10 protein-coding genes and 1 tRNA gene are annotated in these 17,295 nt (G+C 34.7%); 7 read left to right on the top strand and 4 right to left on the bottom strand.

Annotation, left to right across the window (positions count from 1 at the left end; genetic code table 11):
* Positions 1–155: 155 nt before the first annotated feature.
* On the top strand, positions 156–4,613 hold the full coding sequence (locus AD998_17035) for a glutamate synthase (GenBank protein ID KOY87608.1): 4,458 nt from the start codon (positions 156–158) through the stop codon (positions 4,611–4,613).
* Positions 4,614–4,652: 39 nt separating this feature from the next.
* Positions 4,653–6,011, top strand: coding sequence for an ammonia channel protein (locus tag AD998_17030; GenBank protein KOY87607.1), 1,359 nt, complete (start codon positions 4,653–4,655; stop codon positions 6,009–6,011).
* Positions 6,012–6,030: 19 nt separating this feature from the next.
* On the opposite strand, the gene AD998_17025 is transcribed toward AD998_17030, so the two are convergent.
* A complete protein-coding gene (locus AD998_17025; GenBank protein KOY87606.1) occupies positions 6,031–7,518 on the bottom strand; it encodes a hypothetical protein in 1,488 nt (495 codons plus the stop codon).
* A gap of 33 nt (positions 7,519–7,551) precedes the next feature.
* Positions 7,552–7,947 (bottom strand): ATPase, encoded by a 396-nt coding sequence (locus tag AD998_17020; protein KOY87605.1) that lies wholly within the window; start codon positions 7,945–7,947, stop codon positions 7,552–7,554.
* A 142-nt stretch (positions 7,948–8,089) separates the two neighbouring features.
* On the opposite strand from AD998_17020, the gene AD998_17015 reads away from it, so the two are divergent.
* From AD998_17015 to AD998_17005, 3 genes are all read left to right on the top strand, one after another.
* Positions 8,090–8,166, top strand: a tRNA-Met gene (locus AD998_17015).
* Positions 8,167–8,224: 58 nt separating this feature from the next.
* Positions 8,225–9,457, top strand: coding sequence for a zinc protease (locus tag AD998_17010; protein KOY87604.1), 1,233 nt, complete (start codon positions 8,225–8,227; stop codon positions 9,455–9,457).
* 4 nt (positions 9,458–9,461) lie between these two features.
* A complete protein-coding gene (locus tag AD998_17005) occupies positions 9,462–9,974 on the top strand; it encodes a hypothetical protein (GenBank protein ID KOY87603.1) in 513 nt (170 codons plus the stop codon).
* A 2-nt stretch (positions 9,975–9,976) separates the two neighbouring features.
* Here the strand turns inward: AD998_17005 and AD998_17000 are convergent, their stop codons facing one another.
* Both AD998_17000 and AD998_16995 read right to left on the bottom strand, forming a co-directional pair.
* On the bottom strand, positions 9,977–10,477 hold the full coding sequence (locus AD998_17000) for a phosphoribosyltransferase (GenBank protein KOY87602.1): 501 nt from the start codon (positions 10,475–10,477) through the stop codon (positions 9,977–9,979).
* A gap of 85 nt (positions 10,478–10,562) precedes the next feature.
* The gene (locus AD998_16995) at positions 10,563–11,768 is read right to left on the bottom strand and encodes a glutamine--scyllo-inositol aminotransferase (GenBank protein ID KOY87601.1); all 1,206 of its coding nucleotides are present in this window, start codon (positions 11,766–11,768) and stop codon (positions 10,563–10,565) included.
* Between the two features lie 141 nt (positions 11,769–11,909).
* Here AD998_16995 and AD998_16990 point away from each other — a divergent pair, with 141 nt between their 5' ends.
* A complete protein-coding gene (locus AD998_16990; GenBank protein KOY87600.1) occupies positions 11,910–13,916 on the top strand; it encodes a dehydrogenase in 2,007 nt (668 codons plus the stop codon).
* Positions 13,917–14,177: 261 nt separating this feature from the next.
* Positions 14,178–17,288, top strand: coding sequence for a hypothetical protein (locus AD998_16985; protein KOY87599.1), 3,111 nt, complete (start codon positions 14,178–14,180; stop codon positions 17,286–17,288).
* Positions 17,289–17,295: the final 7 nt, after the last annotated feature.

Raw genomic sequence — 17,295 nt, 5'->3', positions numbered from 1 at the left:
AAATATTTTAAAAATCTAAATATAGTGCAAACATAATCTTGGTATATTTAAAATAAGTAAAATTTAATTTTGTTTTTTATTAAAAATATAGAATTAAGTTTTCAATAAATCGTCAAAGTCGGTAATTTGTTCTTAGATGACAAAATAGTTCAGCTATGATAAAGCAAATTACAGAAAAATCAGCTTGTGGTGTAGGTTTTATAGCCAATTTACACCAAGAATCGAGCCATCAAATCTTAAAAACTGCCCTGAGAGCATTGTGTGCAATGGAACATCGAGGAGCATACAGTGCCGATATGCACACAGGAGATGGCTCTGGATTGATGACAGAAATACCTTTTGAACTATTAGGATATGAAAAGGGAACAATAGCTGTAGCAACATTATTTTTTTCTAAAGAGCCTCTTGAAAAAGAAATATCTTTTTTAACTTTTTATCAAACACTTGATTTTTGGAATTTAGAGATTATAAAAACAAGAGAGGTGCCTATCAATGAGCATATTTTGGGTACTGATGCACTCAAAACCTTACCCACAATTTTACAGGTAATTATTAAAAGACCAGACTTTTGCCGAACAGACGAATCTTTTGAAAAACTGCTTTATCAAGCGAAACAAAGTACACTCACCCAACTCCGCAAAAAAGGAATCTATAATTTTTTTCTACCTTCTCTTTCTGCTCATACCATTGTTTATAAAGCTCTTACACGCTCAGAAGCTCTTGCAGAATTTTATGATGATTTAAGAAACCCTTTATTCAAAACAAATTTTGCAGTGTTTCACAGACGTTTTAGTACCAATACATCTACTACTTGGGATAAAGCTCAACCTTTTAGGCTTGTAGGGCATAATGGAGAAATCAACACCATTTCAGGTAACAGAAGTTGGGCTTTGGCTCGTGAAAAAATGCTAGGTTTACCACAAGAAGAGTTATTAACTCACGAAGGAATCAGTGATTCGGGAACAGTAAATGAAATTGTAGAGGCTCTCAGATATAGAAGTAGCATTCCAACCATTGCAGAAACATTGGCAATTATGATGCCTCCAGCCCATTTAAAAAACAATTTTTATAAATTTTGGGGTAGAGGGATGGAGCCTTGGGATGGTCCAGCCTTGATGGTTTTTTCAGATGGTTTGAATGTAGGTGCAAGATTGGATAGAAATGGATTTAGACCTTGTCGATGGATGAAAACAGATGATTTATTCTGTTTAGCATCAGAAGCTGGTGTATTTGGAATAGATGAAAAACTAATTAAAAGAAAAGGAATATTGCAGGCAGGTAGTAGTGTTACAGTTGCTTTAGAAACAGGAGAAACCAGTTTTGAAGATCCCAGCCTCTCGTTAGAAAATTTTGATGCTCACTTTGATGCTCGTCTTATTCTTTTAGATGAAAAAGAAAAAAGTCAGGCTACAAATTTTAAGTATGATGAAGCTATTCGAGTATTTCATTATACCCATGAAGATATTCACAAAGTATTGGCTCCCATGATTACAGAAGGTAAAGAAGGCATTGGTTCTATGGGTAATACAGCAACATTAGCCATATTTTCTAAAGAACCACGTAGTTTTTTTGATTTCTTTTATCATAATTTTGCTCAAGTAACCAATCCGCCACTCGATTATCTTCGAGAAAAAATAGTAACAGACTTATCAGTTTATCTAGGCAAAAAGCCAAGTATTTTTGCTAAAAAAGAATTCGCTCCTTTGCCTGTGGCATTTGAACTCAAAAGTCCAATTCTTAGCTTAGGACAATTGGAATATCTACAAAATTTCTCTCAAATTAAACACGAAAAAAGTAGAATATTAGCCTTGGAAATAGATTTCTGTTTTGATATAAACAAAGGTGTAGAAGGCTTCAAAGAAACGATTCAAAGAATTGAAAATGAGTTATTAACTTGTACAAAAAAGAATTATTCAATTGTTATACTCACAGATAAAAACGCTTCTGAAAACTACTTGCCTATTCCTTGTGTACTGGCTTTGAGGGTCTGTAAAGAAGTTTTGCATCAAGCAGGTTTGAGCTTGGCAGTCAGTTTGGTAGTAGATTCTGGAGAAATTAGGGCTACACATCATGTAGCTACTTGTATCGCTTTGGGGGCTTCTGCTGTTTGCCCTCGAATTGCTTTAGAAATTGCTCAGAATTTTCAAGATAAAAATGAGCAATTATCATCTTTTCAAAAAGAAAAAAATCTCATCAAAGCCTTAGAACAAGGTTTGCTTAAAATTATGTCTAAAATGGGTATTTCGGTGGTCAGAAGCTACGAAAACTCTCAATTACTCACAGTTGTTGGATTGGATTTTGACCTAGTTCATAAATATTTTCCAAGAACAACAGCTTATTTGAGTGGAATAAGTATAAATCAAATAGTAGATATAATTATTCAAAAGCATCAGAAAATTGCCCAAAATACAGAAGAAAATCAGATTTATAACAGCTACTTCTATAAAGAGCACCCAAGAGGACTTTTAGGTGAACGCCATGACTTTACAGCCCAAATATCAAAGAATATACACCAATTAGCCCGAAAAAATAATATTTCTTTGGATGATATAAGTCTTTACGAAAAGTTTTTAGAAGAATCAGATGTAAATATTCCTGTTCACATTCGACACCTATGGAAATGGACTCCTGACAATGCTCCAATTGATATAGATAATGTTCAATTATCAGAAGAAATCTTAAAAACTTTTGGAGCTGGTGCGATGTCTTTTGGAGCTATTTCTGCGGAAGCTCAAAGAGATATATTTTTGGCTATGAAGCAAATAGGTGGACGTAGCAATTCAGGTGAAGGAGGCGAAAACCCCTATTATTATTCAGATGCAATTTTTCCTGCTATCAAACAAATAGCTTCAGGACGTTTTGGTGTGGATGCCTCATATCTGATTTCTGCAAATGAGTATCAAATTAAAATAGCTCAAGGGGCAAAACCAGGGGAAGGTGGGCAACTGATGGGCATAAAAGTTACAACAAGTATTGCGAAAGCTCGTCATTCCAACACACAAGTAGATCTAATTTCACCACCTCCTTTACATGATATTTATAGTATCGAAGACTTAAAGGAACTCATATATCAACTCAAACAGATTAATCCTTATGCAAAAGTGAATGTAAAACTGGTTTCAGGAGCAGGAATTGAAACGATTGCAGTTGGAGTGGCAAAGGCAGGAGCAGATATTATTCATATTTCTGGAGGAGATGGAGGAACTGGAGCTGCTTCACTTTCGTCTATGAAACACGCTGGAATACCTTGGGAATTAAGCCTTTGGGAAGTACACAAAGCTCTTGTAGAAAATCAGCTACGAGAAAATGTGATTTTAAGAGTAGATGGAGGTTTGCAAACAGGTAAAGATATTATTATTGCGGCTATTTTAGGGGCAGAAGAGTTTGAATTTGGTAAATTACTCTTGATTGCTCAAGGTTGTATCATGGCTCGAATATGCGAAAAAAATACTTGTCCGACAGGTATTGCCACACATGATGAGAAATTTAAAGCCAAGTATAAAGGCTCGCCTGAGCATATCGTTCAAATGCTTACTTATTTAGCTCAAAATGTTCGTAAACAATTAGCATTTTTAGGAGTAGAGAATCTCAAAAAACTGATTGGAAGAATAGATTTACTGGATATAGAAGATAAATACCTTGAATTTATTCAGGAACGCAATATTCAGTTAAATTTTCTTGGGCAATTTGATGAAAAATATCAAACTTTCTCACAAAAAAACTATTCCTCCATTGTAACAAAATCATTGTTGATTAGACAAAGAAACCTTTTTTATGAAAAGGTGGGAACACTCAATAAAACTATTCTCAATGATACTCGTGAAGCCTTAGCCCAAAATGAAAATATTACTCTTTCTTATGCTATTCAAAATACAGATAGAGCAGTTTTGGCAACGTTAGCAGGCAAAATAGCATGGAAGTTACATCAAAAAATCATCAATCCAAATACAGAAAATAAAGTGTTTAATAATACAATTACTTTGAATTTTAGAGGAAGTGCTGGGCAAGGTTTTGGTGTATTTATGACAGATGGATTGAATGTAAAATTAGAAGGAGAAGCCAACGACTCGGTTGCTAAATCTATTTCTGGGGGAAAAATGGTCATTGTGCCTTTTGAAAGCAATGTTTTAGAACCACAATACAATGTGATTATTGGTAATTGTGCTTTGTATGGAGCAATTGGAGGAACACTCTATGTAGCAGGGAAAGCAGGAGATAGATTTGCTGTTCGTAATAGTGGTGCAGTAGCTATCGTAGAAGGAACAGGCTGGCATGCTTGCGAATACATGACACGAGGAAAAGTGGTGATACTGGGTGAAACAGGCTATAATGTAGGCTCAGGTATGACAGGTGGGGAACTTTGGATTCTTAATAGTAATGAGAAATATATCAATCAAGAGTATATTCAAGAAGCTTCTATTTCTGATGAAGATTGGTGGCAATTATATGAGCTTTTACAGGATTATGAACAAGATACTCAAAGCGTTTTAGCAAAAGAAATTATGGCAAATTGGGACATAGAAAAATACAAAATGAAAAAGTATTTACCTCTATCAATGTGCAAAACACTTCAGAACCCTGAAACTATTTTAACAACAACTATTAAAGTATAAATCCAGCTAAAATTCTTCAAAATTAAAAAAGTCAAAATTATGGAAAGTTCAATCACTTTTAGCAATAGTGTTGCTAAAAAACAAAAAATGTGGCTTATCCCTTTCATGCTACTTTGCTTGATAAGTATTGTAGGAGTATTGCAGCCTATAAATGCATCGTGGTTTGCAAATGATAATAAAATAGTAGTGGCTGATGTAGCTTGGATGCTTACAGCCACAGGTTTGGTATTACTGATGACACCAGGGTTAGCTTTTTTCTATGGTGGTATGGTAGGTAAGAAAAGTGTCATATCCACTATGCTACAAAGTTTTATAGCTATGGGGGTGATTAGTCTTGTTTGGGTTTTTGTTGGGTTTAGTTTGGCTTTTGGCGATTCTGTGGGAGGCTTTATTGGTAATCCATTTACTTTTATGATGTTTAAAGGAGTTGGAACACAAACTCATGAACAACTCTCGCCAACTGTTCCGTTACTGCTTTTTGCCATGTTTCAACTCAAATTTGCCATTATTACACCAGCTCTTATTACAGGCTCTTTTGCAGAAAGGGTACGTTTTTCTTCTTATTTATTATTCATGGTATTATTTTGTCTTTTTGTATACTGTCCATTAGCTCATTGGACTTGGCACCCAGAAGGTTTTTTACGAAAAATGGGTGTACTGGATTTTGCAGGAGGAACAGTGGTTCACTTATCAGCAGGTTGTGCAGCTCTTGTGGGAGCATGGTTTTTAAAACGCAGGCAAAGCCATTTGGCCAAGGAAACACACAGTCCAGCCAATATTCCATTTGTATTGCTTGGCACAGGAATGTTATGGTTTGGCTGGTTTGGATTCAATGCTGGTTCTGCACTTTCTGCATCAGGTTTGGCTGTATTGGCTTTTGCAACAACCAACACAGCTTCGGCTTCCGCAGCGTTGAGTTGGATATTTTTTGATGCTATTAGAGGCAGAAAACCCTCAGCCATGGGAGCTTGCATAGGAGCAGTAGTAGGTTTGGTAGCCATTACACCTGCGGCAGGTTTTGTAAGTATTGGAACAAGCATTTTTATAGGAACTTTTGCAAGTATTGTTAGTAATTTGGTAGTTCATTATAAAAACAAATCAACATTAGACGATACTTTAGATGTATTTCCTTGTCATGGTGTTGGTGGAGCTGTTGGAATGCTATTAACCAGTATTTTTGCAACAACCATCGTCAATTCGGCTGGATCAAATGGACTTTTATATGGAGGAACACAACTTTTTATCAATCATATCATTGCTCTTTTAATAACGATAGGTTTTTCAATAACGGTTTCGTTTATTTTATATCACATTACAAATCAATTATTAACAATGCGTGTGAAAACAGAAGATGAATTGATGGGATTGGATATGAGTCAACATGGAGAAAGTTTATAAACACAAAAGGCTTGATTTATCAAGCCTTTTGTGTTTCAGTCTCTTTTTTTATGATTTTAAGACTTCTACCAATTCTCTTGAAGAGTAAAATATAATTATCTACTTCAAAAACTCTTGAATCGTTACGAGCTTGTATTAAGAAGAAAACACCAAAAATTACAAAAATAGTATTGGGAATCCACATGGAAATAGCTACATCTATTAAGCCCTCTTTAGCCCATTTTTCAAAAAACATGTTGGTAGTGTAATACAAAATAAAGAATAATACAGAAACCAAAATAGGTACCCCCAATCCACCTTTCTTGATAATGGAGCCTAATGGAGCTCCAATTAGAAACATGATGAAACAGCCCAATGCAAAAGTAAATTTCTTATGAAATTCAATGGCATGTTCTCGAATATTAACCAAATGACCTAATTGCTGTGCTTTACGATACTCTATAAAACCTTTCACTGAACGAGCCTGATTCAGAGCTCGTTGCAAAATAGAACGAGTATTGGTACTATCAAAACGATAATTGTATAGAGAATCAGCAAATTGAGGAGTATAAGCAATTTTATAGTTAAAAGTGGCTTTTGTTAGACTATCCCAAGTGAGTTCTTTAGAATATTGAATATAGTAAGTAGCAACATCTTTGGGAGCTTTGTCATAGTTGTTTTTGATTTCTCGGCGAAATGAATCTACCTCTTTTTGTAATTGCACTACATTTTTCATGTAACGATGGTGCTTGAAAAGAGAGTCAGGAATATCACTATTTTTAAAAGCTGAAAGACTGAAAACGAGTTTGCTTTTTTTATATTGATTACGTACAAATTTGGTAGTTGTGGTACTTGCCCCATCACTATATTCCGTATAAGAATTTCCATTAAAAAGCTCCATCACTAAATAATCACCATTCAACATAGTGTACATTTTTCCTGAATCTGCAAGAATCACTTCTTTGTTACCTTTTAAATCTTGATGAGTGTAAATCATGATGGTTTTTAAACTTTTTCCATCAGGATATTTTTTTCCAACCTTGATACTATAATTGGGAATTCCATCGTAAAAAACACCTTCTTTAAGATCTAAAGTTGCCTTTGTTTGTTTAATATTGTATAAAGTACTGAATGCCTTGATGTTAGAATAAGGAACAACTGTATTGCTAAACCAAAAAGAAACAGCACTAATCAGTAATGCAAACAAGCCAATAGGTACAAGTGTACGTACCAACGAAATACCAGCACTTTTGATGGCTGTAAGCTCAAAATGTTCTCCTAAATTACCATAAGCCATCAGGCTGGAGAGCAGAATAGCAAGTGGTAGGGCTAAAGGTGTAAGATGAAGGGCAAAATAATAGAGCATTTTCATAAATGTCCACATACCCACATCTTTCCCTACAAATTCCTCTACATAACCCATCATCATTTGTAGTAACAATAAAAAAACTACTACAAAATAGGTGAGTAAAAAAGAAGGAAGAAAAGCTTTTAAAATTAATAAATCAATTTTTTTGAAAAAACGCATTTGCTTAAATATCACTTATTTTTCATAGTCAAATTAGCCACCTACAGTTTCTCGGAGTGCATGAATCAAACCATCCCAAAGTTTATTCAGCTCTTCAATATCTGTTTCCCAAGAGTAATCTGTAATTTTTACAAAAGTAGTACTAGTCATTTCGTTGAAATCCAGCTTAAATTCAATATATGGAGCATCTCGTATATCTTCGGGTTTTTCAGGAACAAACTCAAACTTAATAGACTTACCAGCTCTATGGGCAACAATCTTGCCAACATGGTCTTCATTATCCCAATGAAATTCAAATGTTTGAGAGTCAATAGATTTTACTTTTTCTGCAAACCAATCCGTAAGTCCCGAAGCTGTTGAAAAATAAGGGTATAGCATCTTGACAGACGCTTTGATTTCATATTCTTTTACAAATTTATATTTTCCCATAAGAATACCTGTATGCTAAGAAAGCAAATATAAACATTTTAGTTGCCCCACAAATCAGAAACCTTTTTTTTTATCGAAACATAAAAAAAATGTCAAAATATTTTTTGAGTATAAAAAGTTTATATATATTTGCACCCTAAATGGCGAGGTAGCTCAGTTGGTTAGAGCGTCGGATTCATAACCCGAAGGTCACGGGTTCAACTCCCGTCTTCGCTACTATTTTTGCATCATAACTCACCTCAGGTGAGTTATTTTTGTTTCAAAGCAAATCTTTTTCATGGAAAACTACGAAATCTTTGAATTTCCCAACGGAATACGTTTTGTTCATAAATATGTTCCTTATACAAAAATAGCTCATGCAGGTTTTATCTTGGATGTAGGTAGCCGTAACGAACAAGACCACCAAATCGGACTGGCTCATTTTTGGGAACACATGGCTTTCAAAGGAACTCACAAACGTTCGGCCTACCAAATTTTGAGCTCTTTAGAAAATGTAGGAGGGGAATTAAATGCTTATACTACCAAAGAAAAAATATGCTTTTATGCATCTTCTTTAGATAAACATTACGAAAAAACAATAAGTCTGTTAACAGATATAACTTTCCATTCTACTTTTCCAGAAAAACAAATCGAATTGGAAAGAGGAGTTATTTTAGAAGAAATATCCATGTATAAAGATTCTCCAGACGAATCTTTACAAGATGACTTTGATACCATCATTTTTGGAAAGCACCCTTTGGGTAATAATATCTTGGGTGTACCTGAAACAGTTTCAACTTTTAAAAAGAAAGATTTTGAGGTTTTTTTTAAAGAAAATGTTGATACTAAAAGAGTTATATTTTCATCTGTGAGTAACCTGCCATTTTCAAAGGCTCTTAAAATTGCTCAAAAATATCTTACAGATTTACCTGTTTTGAAGGCATCTAACAAGAAAGTTGCTTTCAAAAAATACACAACAACACAACAAACAATTTCAAAACCAATATCCCAAGCTCATCAGGCTATTGGCAGAACAGCATATTCGTTACACAATCTCAAAAGAGTACCATTTTTTATTTTGAATAATCTTTTGGGTGGTCCAGCTATGAATTCACGCCTCAATTTAGCTCTCAGAGAAAAAAATGGCTTGGTGTATGGAGTAGAATCGTCTTATACACCTTATACAGATACAGGTGAGTGGGGAGTTTATTTTGCAACAGAACACAAAAACTTAGATAAAGCTAATAGTTTGGTTTACAAAGAAATAAAAAAGCTTAAAAACCAAAAACTGAGCAGTACACAACTCTACAATACCAAACAGCAAGTTTTAGGTCAAATGGCTATGGCTGAGGAAAATAACATGAGTTTTATGCTCATGATGGGAAAAAGTCTTTTGGATATGGGAAAAATAGAATCTCTGAAAGAAGTTTTTGCTCAGGTAGAAACAGTTACATCAGAAGCTATTTTGGAAGTAGCCAATGAAATGTTAGATGAATCTCAATTCTCAACACTTACTTATTTGCCTGAATAAAACTATGAAATACAATACTTTCTTGCCTCGCTTGATAGCTACTATTGTAGATTTCATCATATTTCTCTTGATTCAAGCAATTTTGTACTTTTTAGTTTTTAAGAATAACTTTATTGATATCCAGCTGTTTATTGTAATAATAGTGATGCTACAAGCTTTTTATTATGGATATTTCATTTATGCCCATACAAAGTATGGACAGACTATTGGAAAAGCCTATGCTAATATTAAAGTGGTGTCATGTAAAGACGAAAATAGGCTTCTTAATCTTAAAGAGGCTGTAATAAGAGATATGATAGGAGTTGGATTTGTAGTTTTTGATATTATAGCAATTATTTTTGAATGGAATGATAATACTATTATTTGGTATATCAGCTCATATTTTATTTATATATGGCTGATTTTAGAACTGATAACTATGTTTTTTAATGAGAAAAGACGTTCCATCCACGATTTAATAGCAAGTTCAGTAGTTATCAATTTAGGAGTAATTGAAGAAGAAAATACTGAATCATAAATTTAGCTCAAATACACGCCAAGTTCTGCTTCACTATCTAATACCACAGAAACATGGCTCTGGAGTGTAGTCGCAAGCGAATAACCAATATAATCAGGATTGATAGGGAAATTTTTATAATTTCTGTTTACAAGCACCAATGTTTGAAGTTTTTTAATAGGAATTTCAAAAAATGGCTTCAAAGCGTAAAACATAGTTTTACCACTATTCAAAACATCATCAATTAAAATAATATTCTGATTTTTAAATATTTCAATGGGTTTAGAAAGTATGATAGGAGCTTCCAAGGGATTTACTTTATCTATTTTTACACTTTCTAAATATACTTTCAGAGGAGAAATCTCTTGCAAATATTTTTGTAATAAACGAGCTAAGTGTAAGCCCATACTTTCTACACCAACCAAATATAATTCTGTTTCTTCAAAATGATGCTCGTACACCTGATAAGCTAATCGGCGTATTTTTTGGTGTGTCTGAGTCTGAGAAAGTATTAGTGTAGGCATGATTTTAATGGAAATAAATTAATCAAAACCTATAAGGTTTTAAAACCTTATAGGTTTATTTATAAATCTTGTTTCTTCAAAATAACTATCCTAAAACGCTTTTAAGGGCTTTTTCAATACGACCTGTAAGGGTTGCCAATTGCTCATCGTTCCAATTGATTTTCACAACCAAAGAAATCAAACGACTGATTAAATCATTAGATTTAGGAATTTCAAGATTTTCGTAATCTTGTGGTGTTCCAAGCAAATGAGCTACCAATTTCATAGGTGTTTTGAGAGAACGAATATGCTCCCAATTTCTGATATAATGATACTGGTTATCCCACCAATACTGAATACCTGTAAACTCTCCAACACCTTCATTTTTAAGAGCTTGTACAACTGCTCTTGCAGTAGCTTCATCAGGTAAGAAGAAATCCATAAAAGTAGCTGCATCGCCTTGAGCATCAGGAATATGTCTGAAACTCACTTGCGAAAACTTAGCCAATGTGTCATGCATGGCTTTCTTATTTTTGCGTTGGTGTTCAAGGATTTGATCTATTTTACGAATCTGAGCAAGTCCAATAGCAGCATTAATTTCACCAATTCTATAATTGAAGCCAATGATAGGGTGTTGTTCCATACCTCTGTTATCGCCAATATGGTCATGTCCGTGATCAGAAAACTGTTCAGCTAAATGATATAAATTTTTATCATTGGTAATAATAGCTCCACCTTCGCCACAAGTGATAATTTTAAAGAAATCGAAGGAAAAACAACCCATTTGTCCAAATGTACCAGCAGCTTTTCCTTTATAACTTGCTCCAAGAGCTTGAGCAGTATCTTCAATCAATAAAAGATTGTGTTCTTTACAAATCTGAACAATTTCTTCTATTTTAGCCATACTTCCACACATATGTACAAGTATAACTGCTTTTGTTTTTGGGGTAATAGCTTTTTTAATGCCTTCAGGCGATAAACAAAGCGTTTCATCTATTTCTGCAAATACTGGAATAGCTCCACCCAACAAAGCACCTTCTACAGTAGCTATATAAGTAAAAGGAGGAACAATCACCTCATCACCTGCTCCAATACCACAAGCAGCCATTGCTGTAGCTACAGCAGTAGAACCACTCGAAACAGCATGAGCATAACCTACTTTATTAAATTTGGCTAATTCAGCCTCAAATTCTCTGGCTTTCCAATGTCCATTGCGGAGATTATCGTGGTTATAACGAAAAAGAATACCACTATCCAATACATCATTGATTTCTTTGCGTTCTTCAGCTCCAAATAATTCTGTTCCCGGCATAATAGTTAAAGGTTAAATTTTAAAAGGCTCAAATTTCTTAAAAAAGTGTGAAAAACCGAATTTTTGGAAAGAAAATTTCATAAATTCAATTTTTTCTTAATTTTTTTATACTTTTGCCCAACCCAAAAAACACGCAATTTTATGGACTCTACCCCTCTTATGGATATTACTATCCAATTTAATAGGCTTCATTATACCAATTCTCAACTCCTCGATTTTTATAAAGCATTACTGAAGCCTCGTATGATTGAGGAAAAAATGCTGATTCTGCTTAGACAAGGAAAAATTAGTAAATGGTTCTCAGGAATTGGACAAGAAGCAATCGCTGTAGGTTCAACCTTAGCTTTGGAAAATGATGAGTTTGTATTTCCACTTCATAGAAATTTAGGTGTTTTTACAAGCCGTAATATGCCTCTTTCTCGTCTTTTTGCTCAATGGCAAGGTAAAGAAGATGGTTATACTAAAGGTAGAGACCGTTCTTTTCATTTTGGAACCTTAGAACATCATATTGTAGGAATGATTTCCCATTTAGGCCCTCAAATGTCTGTAGCTGATGGAGTTGCATTGGCTCACAAGCTTTCAGGTGAGAAAAAAGTAAGTTTAGCATATTGTGGTGATGGTGCAACCAGTGAAGGCGAATTTCATGAAGCTATCAATGTTGCAGCTGTATGGGATTTACCAGTTATATTCATGATTGAAAATAATGGATATGGTTTATCTACCCCAAATACAGAACAATATCGTTGTGAAGCAATTGTGGATAAAGCCATTGGTTATGGAATAGAAGGCTATCAAGTGGATGGTAACAATATCATTGCCGTATATGAGCTTATAAGCCGATTGGCTAAAGAAATGCGTGAAAACCCTCGCCCTGTACTCATTGAAGCCATGACATTCCGTATGCGTGGACATGAAGAAGCTTCTGGAACAAAGTATGTTCCTCAAGAACTCATGGATATGTGGGCAAAAAAAGACCCTGTTATGAATTTTGAGAAATTTTTGTTACAACAAGGAGTTCTTACAGAAGAGAGTATTCAAGATATAAGAGTTGAATACAAACAAGAAATGGAAAGAGAATTAGAAATAGGTTTCTCCAAAGAATCGCCTATAGCTAATCTTGAGACCGAATTAGCAGATGTTTATTTTCCTCATAAGCAAGAAGTTATTGAACCTAAACAAGCGGGGATTTCTCAAAAACGTTTTATAGATGCTATCTCTGATGGTTTACGTCAGTCTATGGAACGTTATCCTCAGTTAATATTGATGGGGCAAGATATTGCTGAATATGGAGGAGCTTTTAAAATTACTGAAGGTTTTGTCAAAGATTTTGGTAAACAAAGGGTACGAAATACTCCTCTGTGCGAATCGGCAATTGTAGGTGCAGCTATGGGACTTTCCCTAAAAGGCTATAAAGCCATGATGGAAATGCAATTTGCAGATTTTGCAACCTGTGGTTTTAATCAGATTATCAACTATTTGGCTAAAGTTCATTATCGCTGGGGAGCAAATGCTGATGTGGTTATACGTATGCCAACAGGAGCTAATACCACAGCAGGACCTTTCCATTCACAATCCAATGAAGCTTGGTTTTTTCATACACCAGGACTTAAAATAGTCTATCCCTCAAATCCTTACGATGCCAAAGGGCTTATCAATGCAGCCATTGAAGACCCTAACCCTGTAATGTATTTTGAGCATAAGTATTTATATAGATCTATTTCTGATGAAATTCCTGATGATTATTATACTTGCCCTATTGGCAAAGCATCATTAGTTACAGAAGGCAATGAAATGACTATTGTAACCTATGGTTTGTGTGTACATTGGGCAAAACAGATTTTAGAGGAACTCAATATCTCAGCTGATTTGATAGATTTAAGAACACTATTGCCTTGGGATACAGAAACAGTAGCTGAATCTGTTAAAAAAACAGGTAAAGTACTCGTAATCCATGAAGATACACTTACTGGAGGAATTGGAGCTGAAATAGCAGCATGGATAAACGAAAATTTATTTAAATACTTAGATGCACCAGTAATGCGTGAAGGTAGTTTGGATACACCCGTTCCTTTTACTCGTACTTTGGAACAACAATTTTTACCTTTCCAAAGAATTAGAAATAAAATAATTAAACTTCAAGAGTTCTAAAATATTGTATAGAAGCTAACAATTATTTTCAAAGCCTTCTTTGAAAATTGAAAGAAATTTGTTAAAATTGCATTAACATGATTAAACTCTTATTTGGTTAAGTCTCAATAACTTTTTGCCAAATGTTGTATTGCTCACTATGATATTAGCAAAAAAAATGCTGATAAATTTGCAATTATTCAAACTATTGTCTTTTTTTGGCGTTCTCAAAAAAAGTATTTCAATTTTAATTAAATGTTAAACTCAAAACCCAATTAACTTATGAGAAAGAATCTACTTCTGGGTTTTGCTTTGATGTTGCTGATTGTATTTCAGGCATTGGGGCAAACAGACGTAACTATCTCCGGGAAACTTACCGACAAAGAAGGTCTTGGTATCCCTGGGGTTAGTGTTGCCGTAAAGGGAACAAAATTAGGTACAGTTACAGATGCTGATGGTAATTATACTATCGCTGTACCAAAAGGCTCAACATTGATATTCAGTGGTGTTGGCTACAAAAATAAAGCAGTTGTGGTGGGAGACCAAACAAGTGTAAATGCTACAATGGAAAGTGATGAAGAAATCACTGGTATTGTTGTAAATGCTTATGGTCAGGTAATTGATAAGACCACAAGAACTGGAGCTCTTACAAGTGTATCTGGTAAAGATTTCGAAAACTTACCTATGCAAAGTTTTGATAGAGCAATGCAAGGACGTATGTCTGGAGTAGCAGTAAATGCTGCAAGTGGTGCTCCAGGTGGTGGTCTTACTGTAAGAATTAGAGGAACAGGATCTGTACTTGCAAGTAATGCTCCTTTATACATTATAGATGGTGTACAAGTAACTCCTGGTGCTACATCTGGACAAGGTTCTACAAATACTTTAGGTTCAATCAATCCTAATGATATTGAATCTATTGAAGTATTGAAAGATGCTGCTTCTGGTGCAATTTATGGTGCTCAGTCTGCAAATGGTGTTGTAATTATTACAACTAAAAAAGGTAAGAAAAATACAGACAACTTCTCTTTCACGATGCAAGAAGGTTTTGTACAACCTATCAGATTACATGAGATGTTAAATGGCAGACAATATGCTACTTTAAAAAGAGAAGGTGCTGTAAATGACTTATTCCAACCTCAAATTGCCGCTCCTACTCAAGCTCAGATTGATGCAGCTATTGCAAATACCAATACTTTGTATGGTAATCCTGATGACCCTAATTTAACAAACTTCGATTGGAAGAAAAACATGTTCAGAACAGCACGTTTACGTACTTACGACCTTACTTATTCTGGTGGTGGTGATAAATCGAGATTCTATGTAAGTGCTGCTTATCAGAGACAAGAAGGACAAATTATTAAGAATCAATGGGAAAGATTAACTTTGAGAGCAAACATTGATGTAAAATCTTCTAAGAGATTTGCATTACAATCTAACAACAGTGTTTCTGTACAAGGTATCTTTGGTTCAATTGCTGGTGGTGAAGGTAACTTCTTAAACTCTCCTTTCTTTGGTGCTTTCTTGAGTGCTCCTACTAAAAATGGATACAACCCTGATGGTTCTTTTGCTCAATATACGGATGGTGTATTATCTTTTAACTACAACATTCTTCAAGGTGTAAACCAAGAAGTTCGTAGAGGTTCTGGTGTACAATTTGTAAACAGCTTAAGAGGTACATATACTATTGGTGGTGGTTTCTCAGTTACATCTTTTGTGGGTGTTGATTGGTTGAACAACAGAGATGAAAACATCAGACCTGCTTCAATTGCAGCATTTGCTCCTGGTAACATGACAAATAGATATGATAGAGATTTGAGCATGAACACCAGTCATACTGTTAATTTCAATAAAACAATTGGACAAAACCATAACATTACTGCTTTAGCTGGTTATGAGTATCGTTTCAGACAAGCTATGTTTACATCTGCTCTAGGTAGAGCTGTGAACCCAGGTATCTCTGTACTTACAGGTGGTGTTGCGAATGGAACAACTTCTACTACAGTATCTACTGTAGGTGGTAACGTATTTGAAAGTGATAGAGCTGGTTTCTTTGGACAAGCAAAATATAACTTCAAAGAAAAATATTTCATTGATGGTACATTCCGTAGAGATGGTTCTTCTAAATTTGGTGCAAACTCTCGATATGGTAATTTCTATGCTACATCAGTAGGATGGAGAATCAGTGAAGAAGCTTTCATGCAAGATATCAAAGACCAAGTAAGCGAATTGAAACTTAGAGCAAGTTATGGTTATGTAGGTAACTCTGAAATTGATGATTACCGTAACGTTACTACTTTTGCTGGTGCTGGTGTATATGCAGGTACAAACGCAATTCGTCCTAATACTTTGGGTAATGACTTGATTACTTGGGAAGGTTCAAGACAAACTAACGTAGCTGTAGACTATGGCTTTTTAAGAGGTAATAGAATCTTTGGTTCATTAGATTTCTGGAGAAGAGATACTGAAGATGCTTTATTTAGTGTAACGCTTGCTGGTGATGCGGGAGTAAGACCTTCTAATGTTATCAGAAACGTTGGTAAAATTAGAAACCAAGGTATTGACTTTGAAGTAGGAGCTGTTCTTTTCAACAACCCTGAAAAATTACAGTGGACAAGTTCATTCAATATTACTTACCAAGAAAATAAGGTATTAGAATTACCTGAAGGCAGAAATCTATTATTAGTGGGTGGTGTAGAGGTTTTCAAAAATTACTCTGTAAATAGCTATGCTTTACCTACTTATGCTGGTGTAAACCCTGCTACAGGACAAGGTATGTACTATGATGCTAACAATAACATCATTTATCAACCACTTGGTTATGTAGTGGATGCTAACACAAATGCTATCAACTTTAGAGATTCTAAAATACAAGGTTCTTCTCTTCCTAGAATTTTTGGTGGTTGGAATAACTCCTTGAGCTACAAAGGAATTACTCTTGATTTCTTATGGCAATATCAGTATGGAAACGTAGCTTATAACAGTGATTATTGGGCTAACTTACACAATAGTATGGAAGGTGGTGATAATAACGTTACAAAAGCTTTGGATAGATGGACTAAACCTGGTGATATCACCAATGTACCAAGAGCAAGTCTTGCTGGAACTTATAATGGTGTAAGTACAAGTGTAGCTTCAACACGTTATCTTGAAGATGCATCTTATTTACGTCTTAAAACTGTAACATTGGGTTATACTATTCCTGCAGAAAGATTGAAAGGATTCAAGTCTGCAAGAGTATTTGTTCAATCAGTAAACTTACTAACATTCACAAAGTCTAATATTATTGACCCTGAAGTTGTAGGTACAACTGGTAACGTTACCTCTTTATTGAATGGTATCAACCAATTCCCTCAAGGAAGACAGTTCTCTATTGGTGCAAGCTTAGGATTTTAATCTTTAA

It is taken from the genome of bacterium 336/3 (assembly GCA_001281695.1).
Taxonomy (GTDB): Bacteria; Bacteroidota; Bacteroidia; order Cytophagales; family Thermonemataceae; genus Raineya.
Note: the sequence above shows the minus strand (reverse complement) of the source record. Positions and strands in the feature narration are given on the sequence as shown.